Annotated in this window: 11 protein-coding genes and 1 pseudogene; 8 read left to right on the top strand and 4 right to left on the bottom strand. The window is 59.8% G+C overall.

Annotation, left to right across the window (positions count from 1 at the left end; translation table 11 throughout):
* A pseudogene (locus I5W_RS04845) lies at positions 1-855 on the top strand (Lnb N-terminal periplasmic domain-containing protein); the annotation flags it as partial.
* A gap of 96 nt (positions 856-951) precedes the next feature.
* Here the strand turns inward: I5W_RS04845 and I5W_RS04840 are convergent.
* A complete protein-coding gene (locus I5W_RS04840; RefSeq protein WP_044528389.1) occupies positions 952-2241 on the bottom strand; it encodes an O-acetylhomoserine aminocarboxypropyltransferase/cysteine synthase family protein in 1290 nt (429 codons plus the stop codon).
* A gap of 300 nt (positions 2242-2541) precedes the next feature.
* On the opposite strand from I5W_RS04840, the gene I5W_RS04835 reads away from it, so the two are divergent.
* From I5W_RS04835 to I5W_RS31020, 5 genes are read left to right on the top strand one after another with little or no spacing between them, the layout of a single operon-like run.
* Positions 2542-5247, top strand: a complete 2706-nt coding sequence (locus tag I5W_RS04835; protein ID WP_044528388.1) for a type VI secretion system Vgr family protein — start codon at positions 2542-2544, stop codon at positions 5245-5247.
* Positions 5248-5305: 58 nt separating this feature from the next.
* Entirely contained in the window at positions 5306-7216 is a 1911-nt protein-coding gene (locus I5W_RS04830; protein WP_044528387.1) for a phospholipase D-like domain-containing protein, read from the top strand.
* Between the two features lie 4 nt (positions 7217-7220).
* Entirely contained in the window at positions 7221-8852 is a 1632-nt protein-coding gene (locus I5W_RS04825) for an SEL1-like repeat protein (RefSeq protein ID WP_252716896.1), read from the top strand.
* A 17-nt stretch (positions 8853-8869) separates the two neighbouring features.
* Entirely contained in the window at positions 8870-9394 is a 525-nt protein-coding gene (locus tag I5W_RS30770; RefSeq protein ID WP_050010613.1) for a tetratricopeptide repeat protein, read from the top strand.
* 8 nt (positions 9395-9402) lie between these two features.
* Positions 9403-10506 (top strand): DUF6396 domain-containing protein, encoded by a 1104-nt coding sequence (locus I5W_RS31020; RefSeq protein ID WP_148289034.1) that lies wholly within the window; start codon positions 9403-9405, stop codon positions 10504-10506.
* Positions 10507-10645: 139 nt separating this feature from the next.
* On the opposite strand, the gene I5W_RS04815 is transcribed toward I5W_RS31020, so the two are convergent.
* Together I5W_RS04815 and I5W_RS04810 are read right to left on the bottom strand one after the other, a co-directional pair.
* Positions 10646-12130: a carboxylesterase family protein gene (locus I5W_RS04815; RefSeq protein WP_252716895.1), complete on the bottom strand. Its 1485-nt coding sequence runs from the start codon at positions 12128-12130 to the stop codon at positions 10646-10648.
* Positions 12131-12142: 12 nt separating this feature from the next.
* Positions 12143-13504: an MFS transporter gene (locus tag I5W_RS04810; RefSeq protein ID WP_044528386.1), complete on the bottom strand. Its 1362-nt coding sequence runs from the start codon at positions 13502-13504 to the stop codon at positions 12143-12145.
* Positions 13505-13726: 222 nt separating this feature from the next.
* Between I5W_RS04810 and I5W_RS04805 the strand changes: the two genes are divergently transcribed.
* Entirely contained in the window at positions 13727-14665 is a 939-nt protein-coding gene (locus tag I5W_RS04805) for a LysR family transcriptional regulator (RefSeq protein WP_017452060.1), read from the top strand.
* Positions 14666-15061: 396 nt separating this feature from the next.
* The gene (locus tag I5W_RS04800; RefSeq protein WP_252716894.1) at positions 15062-16159 is read left to right on the top strand and encodes a porin; all 1098 of its coding nucleotides are present in this window, start codon (positions 15062-15064) and stop codon (positions 16157-16159) included.
* A gap of 147 nt (positions 16160-16306) precedes the next feature.
* On the opposite strand, the gene I5W_RS04795 is transcribed toward I5W_RS04800, so the two are convergent.
* Entirely contained in the window at positions 16307-17323 is a 1017-nt protein-coding gene (locus I5W_RS04795; RefSeq protein ID WP_017452062.1) for an AraC family transcriptional regulator, read from the bottom strand.
* Between the last annotated feature and the right edge of the window lie 155 nt (positions 17324-17478).

The raw sequence follows: 17478 nt of genomic DNA, 5'->3' as shown, positions 1-17478 counted from the left end.
GCCGCCGTGCGGGGGTACCCGCCCTTGGCGCTGGGGGCCGCTGGTGTGGTGTTGGCGGCCAGCGCCATGGTGGGCTGGTGGCGCCGCATTCGCCCCAGTCATGACCGCCGTTGGGCCGATGACGTGGCACACATGTTGGTCTCGCAGGTGCAAGGCGACCACGTGCAGTTGGATCATGTCCGCAACTTCATGTGGCGCAGTGAAACCGACTACGACATCCGCTGGGAGAGCCGCCAGTACGACCTGTCGCAACTGGTCTCGGCCGATCTGCTGCTGTCGTACTGGATGGGGCCGGCCATCGCCCATACGCTGGTCTCGTTCGGTTTTGCCGATGGTCGGCGCCTGGTATTTTCGCTGGAAATCCGGCGTGAGCGTGGCGAAGCCTTCTCCGCGCTCGGCGGATTTTTTCGCAAGTTCGAAACCGTCATCATCGCAGCCGATGAGCAGGACATCATCCGCACCCGCACCCATGCGCGCGGCGAGGATGTCTATCTGTATCGCCTGCGCTTGCGGCCGGATCAATTGCGCAAGGTCTTCCTCGGCTACGTGGAACGTGCAGAGCAATTGCGTCAGGCACCGCGCTTCTACAACACCCTCACCAGCAATTGCACCACCATCGTGTTCGAACTGGCGCGCCGACTCTCGCCTTCACTGCCGCTGGACTATCGGCTGCTGTTCTCGGGCTACTTTGCCGAGTACGTGTTCGACCACGGCGTGCTCACGCCCGGCTACAGCTTCGTGCAATTGCGCCAGGCCGGGCGCATCACAGAACGCGCTCTGGCGGGCGGGCCGCAGGAGGACTACAGCAAGTTGATCCGGCGCGATGTGCCAGGGGTAGGGCCGGGTGAGTGGTGATGAACCTCGCACGTATTTAGCGAATGCGCGGTCACAGGATCAAGAAAAAATGGCTTCATCGCGGAGCCATTTTTTCGTCTGCGAGAATGGAGCGCCTCAAGCCGACTGCAAGGCCTGTTCCAGATCAGCGAGCAAGTCATCGATATGCTCGATGCCGATGGACAGGCGCACCGTATCCTCGGTCACGCCGGCCTTCTCCAGTTCCGCCGCTGACAACTGGCGGTGCGTGGTGGAGGCCGGGTGAGTGGCCAGCGACTTGGCATCGCCGATATTGACCAGGCGCGTTAAGAGCTGCAGCGCATCCTGGAAGCGCGCACCGCCGTCGCGGCCATTGGCCACGCCGAAGGTCAGCACGCCCGAGGCGCGGCCCTTGAAATACTTTTGCGCCAGTGCATGATCCGGGTGATCTTCCAGCCCCGCATAGTTGACCCAGCGCACCTTGGGATGGCGCTTCAGATATTGCGCCACGGCCAGGGTATTGGCGGTAATGCGATCCAGCCGCAGTGCCAGCGTCTCGATACCCTGCAGGATCTGGAAGGCATTGAAGGGGGAGAGCGCCGCGCCGGTATTGCGCAGCGGTACTACGCGCGCGCGGCCGATGTAGGCGGCCTCGCCCAGCGCTTCGGTATAGACCACGCCGTGATAGCTGACGTCCGGTTCGTTGAGGCGCTTGAAGCGTTCCTTGTGCTTGGCCCAGGGGAACTTGCCCGAGTCCACGATGGCGCCTCCCAGCGTGGTGCCGTGGCCGCCCAGGTATTTGGTCAGCGAATGCACCACGATGTCGGCACCATGTTCGAAGGGGCGCAGCAGATACGGGGTCGCCACCGTGTTATCCACGATCAGCGGCACGCCATGACGATGCGCGATCTCGGCCACGGCGGCAATGTCGGTGACGTTGCCCAGCGGGTTGCCGATGGATTCGATGTAGATGGCCTTGGTGCGCTCATCGATCAAGGGTGCGAACGAAGCTGGCTGGCGCGGGTCGGCAAAGCGGGTCTGGATGCCGAACTGCGGCAGGGTATGGGCGAACAGGTTGTAGGTGCCGCCGTAGAGGGTGGAGGCGGAGACGATGTTGTCACCGGCTTCGGCAATGGTCTGGATGGCATAGGTCACGGCGGCCTGGCCGGAAGCCAGTGCCAGCGCGGCGATACCGCCTTCGAGTGCAGCCAGGCGTTTTTCCAGCACGTCCTGGGTCGGGTTCATGATGCGCGAATAGATATTGCCCTGCACCTTCAGGTCGAACAGGTCGGCACCATGCTGGGTATCGTCGAAGGCGAAGGCCACCGTCTGGTAGATCGGCACGGCCACGGCGCGCGTGGTGGGGTCGGGATCATAGCCGCCATGTACCGAGACGGTTTCGAATTTCCATTGCGGGTTGTCTGCCATGTTGTCTCTTTCTTGTCGTTGGTCGATGTCGGTCAGCGCAAGTTACGCGATCCTGACAAGCTAGCGCGAGGGGCGGCAAGCACCAAGAAATGATTTCTCATAAGCATATGCGGCAACGGAAGATGCACGCCGAAAACACCATGTAGGCGGGGTTTTGCCCGATGACATGGAACCCATGGCGCCGTTGTCAGGCGCACGAATATCTTTGAGAAGCGCCGCCTAGATCGCCGATGCCGGTAGAAGAGCGCGCGCTGCAAGACGATACTGCGACGCTCGACCGACAGCTCATCCCATTCCATCATGTCGCTTCCCCAAGCACTGCTGCAGCACCAGCACAACCGGCTACTGCGTCTGTCCTTCCCTCACGATGACGCGCCGTCTTCGACGTTGATGATCAATCGCTTCCATGGCACGGAATCGATGTCGCGCGATTTCCGCTTCACGCTGGAGTTGCTCAGTGACGATGCCGCCATTTCCCTGGAAAGCCTGATGGGAAAGCTGGTGTGCGTTTCTTTGGTACTGAGCGATGGTGGCTTGCGTCCCTTCAGCGGTTATGTGTCGTCCTTCCGTTTCGTCAGGACCGATGGCGGCATCGTTTTCTATGAAGCCGTATTGGTTCCTTGGCTGCACTATGCGCGCCTGCGCCAGAACAATCGGCTGTTCCACCAGCAGACCATAGAACAGCAAACCGAGTCCATCCTGAAGGATTACGGCATCCTGCCGCGCTGGCGCTGGCAAGTCGCAGCCGAACCCCATCAGTACACCATGTGCACCCAATGGGAAGAGAGCGACCACAACTATCTCTCGCGCCGCTGGGAAGCAGAAGGTTATTGCTACTGGTACGAACACACCGAGCAGGGCCATACCCTGGTGGTGGCCGATGACAGTACGGCCGCGCAGGCCATCGATGGACTGTCCGACGCCATCCGTTTCCACAGCAAGGATGGCGCCCAGGAAGAAGACGCCATTGCACAATGGCAGGCGGTACGGCAGTGGGCATCGTCTCAGGTCGCCGTCAGCGGATTCGATTTCAAGCATCCCTACCCACGCCATGTCGACATCGCCACCATCAACCAGCAGGGCGATATCGCGCGCATGGAAGTGCACCGCTATGCGGGACATTACGGCTTGCGCAACTTCGCCCATGCCGACCAACTGGCGCGGCAGAGAATGGAAGAGATCGAAGCCCGCGGCCTGCACTACGAGGCGCAGGGAAACCATCGGCAGGTGGCTGCGGGCAGGCGCTTTCGCTTGCAGGATCATTTCCAGGTGGCCGCCGACGAAGAGCAGTTCCTGATCCTGGAAGTCGAGCACGAGGCCAGCAACAATTACCTGCAAGGCGCCGATATGCCCGCCACCTACCGCAACCGGATGCGTTGCCAGCCCTTGCCTGTGCCGTGGCGACCAGGGGGCGGTTTCGACAGCATCGAGAGCCGGATACTGGCTCCGCAGACGGCGGTCGTGGTCGGCCCGCAGGGCAAGGGGAGCCTGCATGTCGATCAATACGGACGCGTCCAGTTACGGTTTCATTGGGACCGCCAGCCCAGCAGCAGTTGCTGGGTGCGCGTGGCGACCAATTGGGCTGGTGCCCGGAGTGGCCTGAGCAGCCATCCGCGCGTGGGCGCGGAGGTGGTGGTGCAGTGGCTGGACGGTAACCCGGATCATCCATTGGTGACCGGGTGTGTCCACAATGAAGCCAACATGCCGCCCTGGGAACTGCCGCAACAGCAGGCCTTGAGCGGCTTGCGCAGCAGGGAACTGACGCCCGAAGGCGGCAACGCTGCCGGTGGTCGCAGCAATCATGTGATCCTGGATGACAGTTGGGAACGGATGCAGGTGCAGATCAGGAGCGACCACCAGTCCAGTCAACTCAGTCTGGGCCATATCACCCGCATCGACGACCATGCCGGTCGCAAGGACGGGCGTGGACAGGGGTTTGAACTGCGTACCGACGGCCAGGGCGCGTTGCGTGCCCAACACGGTTTGCTGATCACCACCGAAGGCCGTCCCGATGCCCAGGGCCATATCACCGCCATGGAAGAGACCACGGCACGGCTGGAGCAGAGTGGCCAGTGGCACGCGGAACTGGCGCAGGCCGCGCAGCAGGCAGGGGCACAGCAAGCGGGCGACCAGGATGTGGTCGCTGAGGCCTTACGCCAGCAGAACGATGCCATCCGGGGGCGGCGCAAGCTGGAGGACGCAGGCTTTCCCGAATTCGAGCAGGCCCATCTCACACTGGCCAGCCCGGTGGGGATAGCAGCAGCCAGCGGCGGCTCCATCCATGTGAGCAGCCAGCAGCACACGGCCTTGAGCAGCGCTGCCCATGCCAGCATCAGTGCCGGCAAGAGCCTGCTGGTGAGCGTGCGCGAAGCGGTACGCATCTTCGCTTACAAGGCCGGCATGAAACTGCTGGCCGTGGCCGCCGACATCGACATCTCGGCATTGCGCCAAAGCGTCAATATCTTCGCCCGCCTGAACATCACCCACACCGCCAACCGCATCAGTATCACCGCCAAGGAAGAAATCTTCATCAATGGCGGTGGCAGCACCTTACGCCTGAGCCAAGCCGGCATCCAACAGCGCACCAGCGGTCACTGGCACGCCCATGCCGCCCAGTACGACCACGATGGGCCAGCCAATGAAGCCGTTCCCGCACTGCCGGATCCACCGGCCATGTCCGAGCTGAAGCAGCAGCAACGCCTGAGCTTCCAGCTCAAGACGCATTGCGCGCAAGGACGGGGCTTCATGCACGAACCCTATGTTCTCTTCAAGGATGGCGTGCAGATCGCCATGGGCGTGAGCGATGCCCATGGCCTGGTGGTGATCGAAGGACATACGCCGGGCCCGGCACGTTATGCCGTCAAGCTGAGCAATGGCTGCGAATTTGAATTGCCAGCCAAGCCCGGTTTCGAGAGCGACGACGAACGACTGGTTGCCCGCGGCTACCGCGCGCTGCATGACGATGCCCAAGATCTCCAGCGCCATCGTGCGCTCAGGGAAGGCTAGTTGCTGCCGGTCTTGCTCCCCCATTGATATTGATTTTCTTCTTGCCTGGAGATGCCCCGTGTTGACCACCCACAAGAAATCCATTGTCCCCTTGAGCGAAGCACAGCCCCGCAGCGAAGGTAGCGCCCAGTGGCTGCTGGAGAGCGAACATGACAAAGCCACGCCCATCCATCGCTGCAACCGCTTGAGGATGCTCTACTGCGGCGAGCAGGCATTCCAGCAGATCCTGGCCGACATCAAGCAAGCCAAGGACAGCGTGGAAATCATCTGCTGGGGCTTCGACCCGGCGATGGAACTGGTACGCGAAGCAACAAGCTGGCCGCGTGGCGATACCTGGGGCGGCCTGTTGCGGGACGTGGCCGCCGGCCGCTACAACGGCGGCAAGCCGGTGCAGGTGCGCCTGCTGTCCTGGTATGGCGTCATTGGTAGCGCACTGGCGCACAACATGCCGGGTTATGGAAAAGAGGCCGACTACGAGCTCAAACAGGCGTTGACGCACGGTCATGCCAGTGTGATCCAACCGGGCGGCAATGGCAGCATTGCTGATCCCGTGGAAGTACGCGACCGCCGCGAAGTCTTCAACGCACACTGGTATCGGGATGCCGAGCAGGGATTGATGCCCAACCTGAGCTTGCGTGTACGCGATGGCGACATCAGCGCCGTCTGGGGCAGCCTGAGCCAGGAAGCCGGCAAGCGCAGCCTGCTGGAGACGGCCGGCATGGTACTGGTTGCCACTGATCATCAGAAGAGCATCCTGATCGATTACGAACATGAGGGTGGGGCTCATGCCGTAGCTTATGTGATGGGCCTCAATTCGGTCACGGATTATTGGGATACCGAAGACCACCTGTTCCACGACCAACGACGCGGAGAACTGTGGGAGGGCCGTACCGAAGATGGTCGGCCTGGACTGAAGCCCTACCAGGATTATGCCTGCCGCATCGAAGGTGAAGCGCTGGTCAGTGTCAGCAAGAATTTTACGGATGCGTGGAATCGCGCCAAGGGCAAAGGTGCAGCCCTGGCGCGCACGCACGATCTCTATCAACCGCCAGCGGACCTGTGCGCATCGCTCAAGGGCCAACGCACCGTCAATGCGCAGATCGTGCGCACCCAGCCGGAAGAAGGAGACAAGAGCATCAAGCGCTTGTATCGACAGGCCAGCAGCTTTGCGCGCAATTATCTGTATGTGGAAAACCAGTATTTCCAGTATGAGCCCTGGGTCCAGCAGCTCAAGGAGGACCGGCGCAACTTCGTGGAGTGGTGGCAGCTGGCGGGGCAGAGCATGGATGCACTGCCGAACCTGCATGTGATGGTGGTGATGCCGCTGCCGGAGTTGAAGCAGATGGTGCCGCGCACCTATGACGCCGTGCGTTCGCTGGGGCAGGGGGATTCGATGCCGAACCAGGACAAGCTCATTGAAGATGCACTGAAAGCCGCTGGTCCATCAGGTGAGCCAAGCGAATTGGCCAAGAGCGCCGCAGCCGGCGGCAGCAAGGATGACGTCGTCAGGCAGTTGAACATGCTCGGCATCCGCACCTTGATCGGCACTTTGTGGACCTACGACCATGCGTGGCGTGGACGTGCGTCGTTGCAGCAGGATGCGGCGCCGAAGATGGAAGAGCGCTATCGCGAAATCTATATCCACAGCAAGTTGATGATTATCGATGATGCGATGTTTACGGTGGGGAGCGCGAACTTGAACCTGAGGTCGATGGCGGGGGATGCAGAGATGAATGTGGCTTGTGATGATCCGGTGTTGAGCAGGGAGATCAGGCGGCATGTTTGGGGGAGGCATACGGGGGGGATGCAGGATGGGGGTGGGGGGAGTCGGGAGGAAATTTCGGATTCATTTGAAGAGTGGGAAAAGCTCATGGAGAGAAATGCTTTTGAAAGAAAAAGAGGAGAACCGCCTATCGGTTTTCTTTTGCCTTTCAGAGATGAGCGAGTAAGTACAACCAGACTGGCATAGGTGGATGATGAATTTTCTTATCAAAACACTGATTCTTTGCTTTTTCTTTATTGGTCATCACTCCTACGCTATGAAAAATCTGCCACGTAATATGCCCTTGAGAGCATTTGATCCTCATCGCAAAGAATTCGTCTGCAAATACCAGGAGAATATTCTTCCCCGACTTGATGAAGAAGCCGAACGATGGTTTCAGGAGGGACTTGCACTCACTAGCCATACCTTGTGGCCGAACCAGCGGGACTATGCCAAGGCAGCACAGCTCTGGCAGCAGGCGGCTGACAGGAACCACTGGAAGGCAATGCTCAATCTGGCCAATGGGTATGCCCACGGAGAGGGAGTGATAAGAGATACCGAGCGCGCAGTATTGATCTTGGAAAAGGCTATGCAACTTGGAATTCCAGCTGCCTTCGATGTCATGGGTACTTATCACATGAGAGGGATAGGCGTGAAGCAGGATGTGAGCAGAGCCTATGCCTTTTGGCAATTGGCTGCTGAGATGGGCAGTCCCAGTGCAATGGCCTATTTAGGCTCCAAAACGGATGCTATCTATGACAGCCCGCCGGCATTCTGGGGGAACCGCAAGATTGCGCTCCAGATGTTGGAATGCGGACTTAACCAGGGAAATGCTGATGCTGCGTTCAACCTTGGAGGAACCATTGCAGGCGAAAAAGAAGAGTTTGAGCAGGATAATGATCGTGCTCGTCTTGTCTTTCAGGAGGGAGTAAGACTGGGCAGCTACATGTCAGCCATATACTTGGCAAGTGCCTTTCGAAGTGGAGAACCATTGTCAGGCATCGGCATAGACAAAGCCCGTGCAGAACGCTATTCCCTTCTATCCGATGCACTCCAGCGCAATCCCGACCTGCGCTTCCCCAACCTCGACAAGATCCTGCCACTTCCCCCGGCCAACCTGCCGATGTGGAACGGCGACCGCAATACCTTGCTGGACGCCGCCAAGCCAGTCTTGCAGAAACCTGATGCTCCGCCGCCGCCCGAACCAAATCCGGCGTGGCTGCGTACTGGCCGCGCCCATATTCCGCCGGGCCGTCAGTTACCTGCTCAACCGCAAATTCAGGTCTTGCCCCAATACGAAAGTACAGCCGCTCCCGAAACCGGATACTGGATTGCACGGCTGATGCGTCCCGTTAGTGATCGTCATCATGCATGGAATGCAGAGCAATTACCGTTGCGTTATCAACAGGGAGAACTTTTTGACCGCAGCCGCAGTGGCTTGCAAGACGAGGATGGGCGCATCCAGTTTCATTACCTGGGCGAGCCTGTCGACCTGCCTGCAGCAGTAACGGTGAAGGAAGATCCACGAGTCACGCGTCGAGCGGCGCGTTATGTCGAGTTTCCCCAGATCGAACGCAGATATCGCAGCCATTCCCCTTGCCCGCGCAGCGGTATATGGCGTCCCTATTTGCCCGATGAACATCCCTTGCATGAATCCTTCAATCGCTGGGATCGCCAGACCTATGTGCGAAAGGGAATGCCCTTCCCGGATGTGATCAAACAGCGTCCCGGCATTGAGCCGCATGAGCTCCTGTGGCAATGGTTGGGTAATGCGAACGAAAAGCGCGATGGATTGGAATTGATCAGTCTTACGCCCGGAGGCGATGACGTGGGTGCTGAGTAATTTTTTCGGAGTGATGAATGTTGAATTTTCTTATCAAATCGCTGATCTTCTGCTTACTCATTTTTACAGAGTCGTCTTACTCGATGAAAACTCTGCCGCGCAACATGTCTTTAAAAGCATTTGATCCTCATCGCACAGAATTCGTCTGTAAATACCAGGAGAATATTCTTCCCCGGATTGATGAAGAAGCCGAACGATGGTTTCAGGAGGGACTTACACTCACTAGCCATACCTTGTGGCCGAACCAACGGGACTATGCCAAGGCAGCACAACTCTGGCAGCAGGCGGCTGACAGAAACCACTGGAAGGCAATGCTCAATCTGGCTAATGCGTATGCTCATGGAGAGGGAGTGATAAGAGATACCGAGCGCGCAGTATTGATCTTGGAAAAGGCTATGCAATTGGGAATTCCGGCAGCCTTTGATGTCATGGGTACCTATCACATGCACGGTATAGGCGTGAAGCAGAATGTGAGCAGGGCCTATGCCTTTTGGCAATTGGCAGCCGAGATGGGGAGCCCGAGCGCAATGGCTTATATTTAGGTGAAAAAATGAAAGCCATCTACGATAGCCCACCTGCATTCTGGGCGAATCGAAAGATCGCTCTCAGAATGATGGAATGCGGTTTCCAACAAGGTAACAGCGAAGCTGCCATCAATCTTGGGGTCACCATTGAAGGTGACAACGAAGAACTTGATAAGAATAATGATCGTGCTCGTCTTGTCTTTCAGGAGGGAGTAAGACTGGGCAGCTACATGTCGGCCATATACTTGGCAAGCGCCTTTCGAAGTGGAGAACCATTGTCAGGCATCGGCATAGACAAAGCCCGTGCAGAACGCTATTCCCTTCTATCCGATGCGCTCCAGCGCAACCCCGACCTGCGCTTCCCCAACCTAGACAAAATCCTGCCACTTCCCCCGGCCAACCTGCCGATGTGGAACGGCGACCGCAATACCTTGCTGGACGCCGCCAAGCCAGTCTTGCTGAAACCTGATGCTCCGCCGCCGCCCGAACCGAATCCGGCATGGCTGCGTACTGGCCGCGCCCATATTCCGCCGGGCCGTCAGTTACCTGCTCAACCGCAAATTCAGGTCTTGCCCCAATACGAAAGTACAGCCGCTCCCGAAACCGGATACTGGATTGCACGGCTGATGCGTCCCGTTAGTGATCGTCATCATGCATGGAATGCAGAGCAATTACCGTTGCGTTATCAACAGGGAGAACTTTTTGACCGCAGCCGCAGTGGCTTGCAAGACGAGGATGGGCGCATCCAGTTTCATTACCTGGGCGAGCCTGTCGACCTGCCTGCACCAGTAACGGTGAAGGAAGATCCACGAGTCACGCGTCGAGCGGCGCGCTATGTCGAGTTTCCCCAGATCGAACGCAGATATCGCAGCCATTCCCCTTGCCCGCGCAGCGGTATATGGCGTCCCTATTTGCCCGATGAACATCCCTTGCATGAATCCTTCAATCGCTGGGATCGCCAGACCTATGTGCGAAAGGGAATGCCCTTCCCGGATGTGATCAAACAGCGTCCCGGCATCGAGCCGCATGAGCTCCTGTGGCAATGGCTGGGCAATGCCAACGAGGAGCGTCACGGACTGGAACACGTGAGCCTGGACAGTCCAGCGGTAGAGGTGGCCGATGATCGTTAGGGCCCGTTCACATTCAATCTCGCACTCGCAGATTGAATGGAAACAGGCCCTAGTGCCATGACAAAGATAATGATGTCCTGGTACATACGACATACCGTCTTCAAGTCGCTGCGCACCATGACATCATCGCTGTCCTGCGTCAATCCAGGTATTGCCCCTCTCCCAGCCCCACATCGAGATCGAACACCATCGGTCGCACTGCGCTTGCCTCAAGCGGTGGCCAGTCCCCGGTCTGTGCAGTGGCAGGCGATCCCTCGCGCAGGAACTGCAAGACGCTATCGGAAAACGCGGCCGAGATACGTTCCTTCACCTCAGCCGGGAAGCCGTCGAACATCGGCGCGTTCTGCCAATTGTCCTGGTCACGGAAAAAGAACGGCAATTCCAGACAATGGCAGGCGTGTACGTGCGCTTGCGGCGAGGCCAGGTCGAAGCGGTAGAGGTAGGTCGGCGCGTCATGTTGCGTGAGCGCTTGCGCCAGTGCCAGCGTGCCGCGATGGAACAACTCATCGGACATGAAATCCACCAGTACCAGGTAAGGCGAGGCCTGACCGCGTCTTGCCAGATAGGCGGCGTAGCGCCCCGCAGCGTCCTCGACCTGCTTGTCCTGCATGATCTTGATGACCTGTTCCTGGCTGATGGCCAGCAGATCAGGACGGCTGCCGAGGAAGCTGCTCATTTCCTCGCGGGTGGTGCCGATCAGTACGGGCTTGCCGGCAAAGCGGCGGGCCGCTTGTTGCGCAATATGCTCAGGGACCAGGTCGTCGATCACGGCCATGAAGGTCTGCGGTACGTCGGCCACGGCGCCTTGCGCGCGCAGCATCTTGACCTGGTTGAGCAGCAGGTCGGCCACCGGCAGGTCGCGCAGTGCATCGGCCGAGGGCAACTGTGCCAGGTGGCAATACTGCTGCGCCAGTGCCAGCGCGGCGTCGTGCTGCAAGGGCGGGACGTCGGGCAGACTCATCATGAGCGCCCGCTGGATGCGTTCGGACACGCCGGGGATGGCCATCATCAATTGGGTATACCAGGCGCCGGCGGATTGTCCGCCGACCGTGATGGACTGCGGGTCGCCGCCGAAGCTGGCGATGTTGGCAGTCACCCAGTCGAAGGCGGCCAGCAGATCCTGTACTGCCATGTTGCCCGCAGCGATGCCGGGGTAGTAGAGATTGCCCAGGATACCCAGGCGGTAGTTGACCGCGACCACGACCACCTGGCCGCTGCGCGCGAGCGCTTCGCCGTCATAGCAGGGCAGGGCGCCGCCGCCGCTGAGGAAGCCGCCGCCGTGGATCCAGAACAGTACCGGCAGCCGAGCGCTGGTGGAGGGCGTCCAGATGTTGAGACGGAAGGCGTTTTCGGATTGGGCCAGACCGGCTTCGCGTGGCCCCATGACGAAGTCCAGCCGGCTCGGCAATTGCGGGAAGATGGCGCCGCGCTGCTGGGCCTGGCGCACACCGCTCCAGGTCAGCGGCGGACGGGGCGGCTGGAATCGCTCGTGGGATGCCAGGTCGGCGGCATAGGGAATATCCATGAAACGGCTGACGCCTTGATGTAGCAGGCCGCACAATGTGCCTTGCTGGCAATGGACCAGGATATCTTCAGGTGCGGCGGGGTGAAGCGGGAGAGTCATTGATGCATCCTCTTAACAGGTTGAGGTGGAGAGTTCGGCCTGGTCGCTTTGGCGCTGGCGCAGCAACTGACGATGCAGGGCAAGCAGCATGATCACCGAGACCAGCAGTAGCAGCGACGAGGACGAGAAAATCTGGGGATAGGAAAAACCGGCCTGGCTGGCCGCGCCCACGATGAAGGCCCCGGCAATGGCACCCAGGCGACCGCAGGAGACGGCTACGCCACTGCCCAGTCCGCGCAAGGCGGTCGGGTAATAGACTGTGGCCAGGGCATTGACGCAGATGATGGGGCCGCCGACGAACAGGCCGCTCAGGAAGATGATGGCCGGGAAGTAGGCCGAGCTCTGGCCCAGCGTGAGTGCGGCAATGGCCACCACACCCAGCACGTAGCTGGCTCCGGCCACCACGGCCCCATGATGACGGCGCGTGAGCCAGACACAGCATAGCGACCCCAGCAGGCTACCCATCTGGAACAGGCTGGCCATGCGTGCTGCCTGGGCCGGGTTGTAGTCGGCACTGGCGAGATAGCTGGGCAACCAGTTGGAGAGCTGGTAGAACACGTAATAGGCCAGCAACTGGATGGCCCAGATCAGCAGCGAGCCGATGCGGTAGCGCGGTGCGACCAGCTCGCGCAAGGGCTTGCCTGTACGCGGTGCTTCGCCGGCACCAAAACTGCAATCGGAAAAGTCCGCGGCCGGATAAAGACGCTGCATGACGGCCGCAATTTTTTCGCGCCCCTTGCCAGCCACTGCCATGAACATGGCGGATTCATCGGCCACCAGCACGAACAGCAGGATGACCGCCAGCGGCGCAATGCCGCCGACCAGCAGCAGGCCGCGCCAGCCGATATGGGCCGACAGGGCGCCGGTAGAAAGGCCGGCGGCCATGGCGCCAAAGAGGAAGCCGCAAAACACCAAGGCCAGCATCGAGGTGCGATAACGCGCTGGACAGTGTTCGGCCACCATGTTGGCCACCGGCGGCATGGCCGCTCCGATGCCCAGGCCGGCCAACAGACGCAGGAAGATGAACAAGCCAGGCTGGTTGATCAGGGTGGAGACGATGCAGCACAGGCCGAACCAGCAGACCGCAAAGGCCAGCACCTTCTTGCGGCCCAGGCGATCTGCCAGTACGCCACCGACCGGCGCGCCTACCAGCAGGCCGATCATGCCGATGCCGATCAGCAGCGCCACGTCATGCTGCGCAATGAGACCGTCGCGCAGGATCTGCGGGGCGATGAAGCTGATGATGGCGGTGTCGAAACCTTCCAGCGCGATCAGCAGAAAGCACAGGGCGAACACGATGCGCTGCAAGCGACCCACCGGTTGATCGTCGATGTACTGGCTGACGTTGATTGATTTTGTGTAGGGATTTTGCATGGCGGTTCAGGAGCAGGGTTGGCAGGAAACAGCGATCGGGTCATGCAAAGGCAGCCGCTGCATCCGTTGTTGCAGGTTTTCCGGTGGCCAGTGACATTGGCAGCGCCAGATACGGATAGCGGGCGATCCTTCATCTGATTTAATATAACTGCGCCATCCGCGCCTGCTGTACTGAATCCGGCGCCCTGCGACTTCACCAAAATTCATACCTTCGACAGACCCATGAACAAATTACAGAGCCGGCTGCAGGTACGGCACATCTCGGTGGTGCTGGCCATCGCCCGCCTGGGTAGTATGCAAAAGGCGGCGGAGTCCTTGCACCTGAGCCAGTCGGCGGTCTCCAAGTCGCTGGCCGAAATCGAGGAGATCGCCGGTGCGCAACTGTTCGAGCGCACGCCATTCGGTACCCGGCCGACCATCTTCGGGGAGACGCTGGTGCACTATGGGCAGATGATTACGGTGGATCTGCAACGCGCCAGCGAAGAACTCGATACGCTCTTGCGTGGTGATGCCGGTCATCTGACCATCGGCATATTCTCGGCGCTGAGCTGGTGGGATCTGATCGGTGAGTGCATCCTGGATTTCCAGGCCAAGGCACCCAAGCTCACCATTTCCATCGTGGAGCAACCGATGGAGGAGTTGTTGGATGCCTTTGATGAGGGAGCGCTGGATGTGGTCATCGGGCGCCTGCCCAAGAGTCATGAGAAACCGAACTACCTGATCAATCCGCTGTGCGAGTCCAAGTCCTATTTCGTGGCCCGGGCCAGTCATCCCATCTTTGCCACGCAGGCAGGACTGGCGCAGGTGGTGGCCTATCCCTGGGTGCTGCCGCCGGCGGCCAATTATGCTCGCCGGCAACTGGAACTGGTGGTGCACCAGGCCGGCTTGAGCGTGCCGCACGACATCATCGCCTCGCAGGCATTTCCATTGAGCTTCCGCCTGGGCCAGCAGAAGGATGCACTGGTGCTGATTCCGGGTTGCATCGCACCGGCCGTCAAGGACCTCTATGGCTTGCGCCGCGTGCCGTATGACCTGCCATTGCAGTTGGGGCCGTTGGTGGGCATCAGTCGCACTGACCGCAAGAATTCGGTCTATCCCGGCATGTTCCTGACCCATCTGAAATACCTGGCGACACAAGAGGAGCAACTGCTCAATCCATGAGAACCAGCTTGCACGGGTGGTGCTCGGGTCCATCGCCGCTTGTGCCTGCCTATTGGTAATAATGATTTAGTGTATTTCGGCTCGGTCCATCTGCGTTCTTCTTTCTTCCGTTTTCCTTCCCCGCCTGCGCACTTCTTGTGCGCTCTTTGTCCCGCTTGCACAAGCATGTTGCATCGTGCACCAGTGCTGCGTGCGGTATGAATTCTGCTCAAGCGGGCCTCCGCGAGTTTCCCTATCTGCCCCGCCGGGGCCGCCGCTATAGTCGCTGCGTGTGTCCTGGTGTTCGTCTAACACGACATCGGATCTGGCACCGGAGAGGAAGGCAGCGGCTGTTCGTCGTCAGTGCTCCATGGCGCAGCCGGGCTATTGATAGAACAAACAAGAATGGATCGATTCATGAACACTGGCAACAAGTTTTTCCTGGGGCTTCCAGCTTCCTTGCTGATGGCGGCGGTGACGCTTCCCTGTGCAGCCCAGAGCAGCGTACAACTGACCGGACTGCTGGACTCGGGCGTGACCTACCTGGGCAACCAGGGCGGCAAGTCCAATACCTACGTCAACAATGGCGTGATGCGGCCCAGTACGCTGGTGCTGCGTGGCAATGAAGAATTGGGCGGCGGTACGTCGGCTATCTTCTACCTGGGTACCATGTTCAGTCTCGGTACGGGCGCCCTGCTGGGTAGTCCGGGAACCTTGTTTACGCGCGAATCCTATGTGGGCCTGAGCAATGAGATCGGCACCCTCAGCGTCGGTATGCAGCGCGATTTCATGTTCGATACGCTATCCCTGAATGGCTATTCGGGCGCGTTCTATCACGGCTGGTTCGGTTCGCACCAGGGCCCCTTTGCCAGCTTTGGCGTGCCCTACAATACGCAGGGCTCGATCGATCATGACCGCATCAATGGTGAAGCGGTGTCCAATGCGATCAAGTTCAGCAGCAAGAATTTCTCGGGCCTGAGCTTTGGCGCGCTGTATGGTTTCGGCGAGACTGCCGGCAACATGTCCACCGGCAATGCGGTCAGTGCCGGGGTCAACTATGAGTTCGGCAACGCCGGCGTGGCTGCGGTCTATAGCAAGGTCAAGTATCCGGGATTTGCCGGTGGCACCCAGGGCATACAGAATGCCGGCCTCGGCCTGAAATACAAGTTCGAGGATCTGACCTTGGCCAGCCTCTATACGCTATCGAACAACACCCTCAACAAGGCCCGCATCAATACCCTTGACCTGACCGCCAGCTATCGCCTGACAGCGGCCTGGAACCTGGCTTCCACCTATACCTACATGAAGGGTAACAGTGTTCTCAATGGTGACAAGGCCAACCAGTTGGCGGCGACACTGAGCTACCATTTCTCCAAGAGCACCATGATCTATACCAGCATCGCGCATCAGATTGCCAGCGGCCCCAAGGCCGTGGCACGCATTGCTTCGGCGATGGGACCGGCGAACGGCACTTCGCAGACTGCGGTGACGATCAACCTGCAAAAGATCTTCTGAAGAAAAAACGCGCCCTGCGGCAAGCAGGGCGCGTCAATGAAAAGCAGCAATCAATTGGCAGGAAGCACGCAGTGTTGACTGCCGCATTCCCTCATCTCCGCATTCCCTAGGGCCTGTTCAGACCCGCAAGAGATGGCGTGCCAGGATTCAGCGTGCCACGCCTCGTGTCTGCGAGGGCAATTCCCCAAAGCGTTCCCGGTAGTAGGCCGAAAAGCGTCCCAGGTGACCGAAGCCGAATTCGAAGGCAGTGTCGGTGACGTTGGCACCGGGCTGGGTGAGCAAGCGTTCACGCACCGCATCCAGGCGGATGTTGCGCAGCAGGTCCATCGGGGCTACCCCATATTGCTGATGACACAGTGCATTGAGGGCACGCTCGCTCACGCCGGCAGCCCCGGCCAAGTCGGCCAGCGCCAGCGGGGCACACAGGCGGCTGCGGATATAGCGTTCCAGCATGTCCATGCGTTGCAGCTTGCCGGCGCCGACCAGGCTGTCGGCGGCTTGGCCAGCGGCCCGCTGGGCGTCGCTACAGGCCGGTGCCGAGGGCATCGTGCTGGTCAGTTGCGAGAGCAGGAATTGCGCGGCACTGCGTTCGAAATGACGGATCCATTCACCTTGTCCCGCACCCTGGCCGGGCAGGGCCAGTACCCGCAGCAATGACTGGATCAGCAGATCCCAATGCGGGGCGGCCTGTTGCGGCAACAGGAACAGCGAAGGCACATCGACCGCGCCAGGCTGGCCCACCGTACTCAATTCCTCGAACAGGGCCAGGGGCACCTTGAGGATCAATTGTTCCGAGCCCGCCTGCCACCACAGGCGCAGATTCCGTTTTGGTGCGATCAGCGCGGTCTTGCCCTGGGGGATGCACACTTTCTGGCCATCCGATTCGATCTCGGCGTTGCCTGACAACGTCATGTGGACCAGTGCGAAACCATTGAACAGGCGCGGGCGCACGATGACCTCGGCACCATACTTGAGCATGAAGATCTGGAGTTGCTGGATCGCTGCCTTGAAGAGTACGGTATCGACGTTGTCGCCCTTCCAGAACAGGTCGTGTTCCGAGAGTTCATTGGCAACCTGGGCGTGGCAATCGACCTTGCGGGTGGACTGGAATACGCGACGCCGATACAGGGGCTCCAGACTGAGCGCATGGGCCGTATTGAGCATGTTAACCTCTTAACGCTGCCCATCCGCGCAGTGCCGGTAGCGGAGGAGCGGGAATGCCGGGTAGGGGTGCAGAATCAGCGCACCGTCATGGACTGCGTACTGCGGGATCGTCATCTGCGCTGCCTGCTTTCCCTCAGTCAGCGCGATCGCGGTCA

Origin of the sequence: Herbaspirillum sp. B65, assembly GCF_000333555.1 — a bacterium.
Taxonomy (GTDB): domain Bacteria; phylum Pseudomonadota; class Gammaproteobacteria; order Burkholderiales; family Burkholderiaceae_D; genus Herbaspirillum; species Herbaspirillum rubrisubalbicans.
This window is presented reverse-complemented; position numbering and strand designations above follow the sequence as displayed.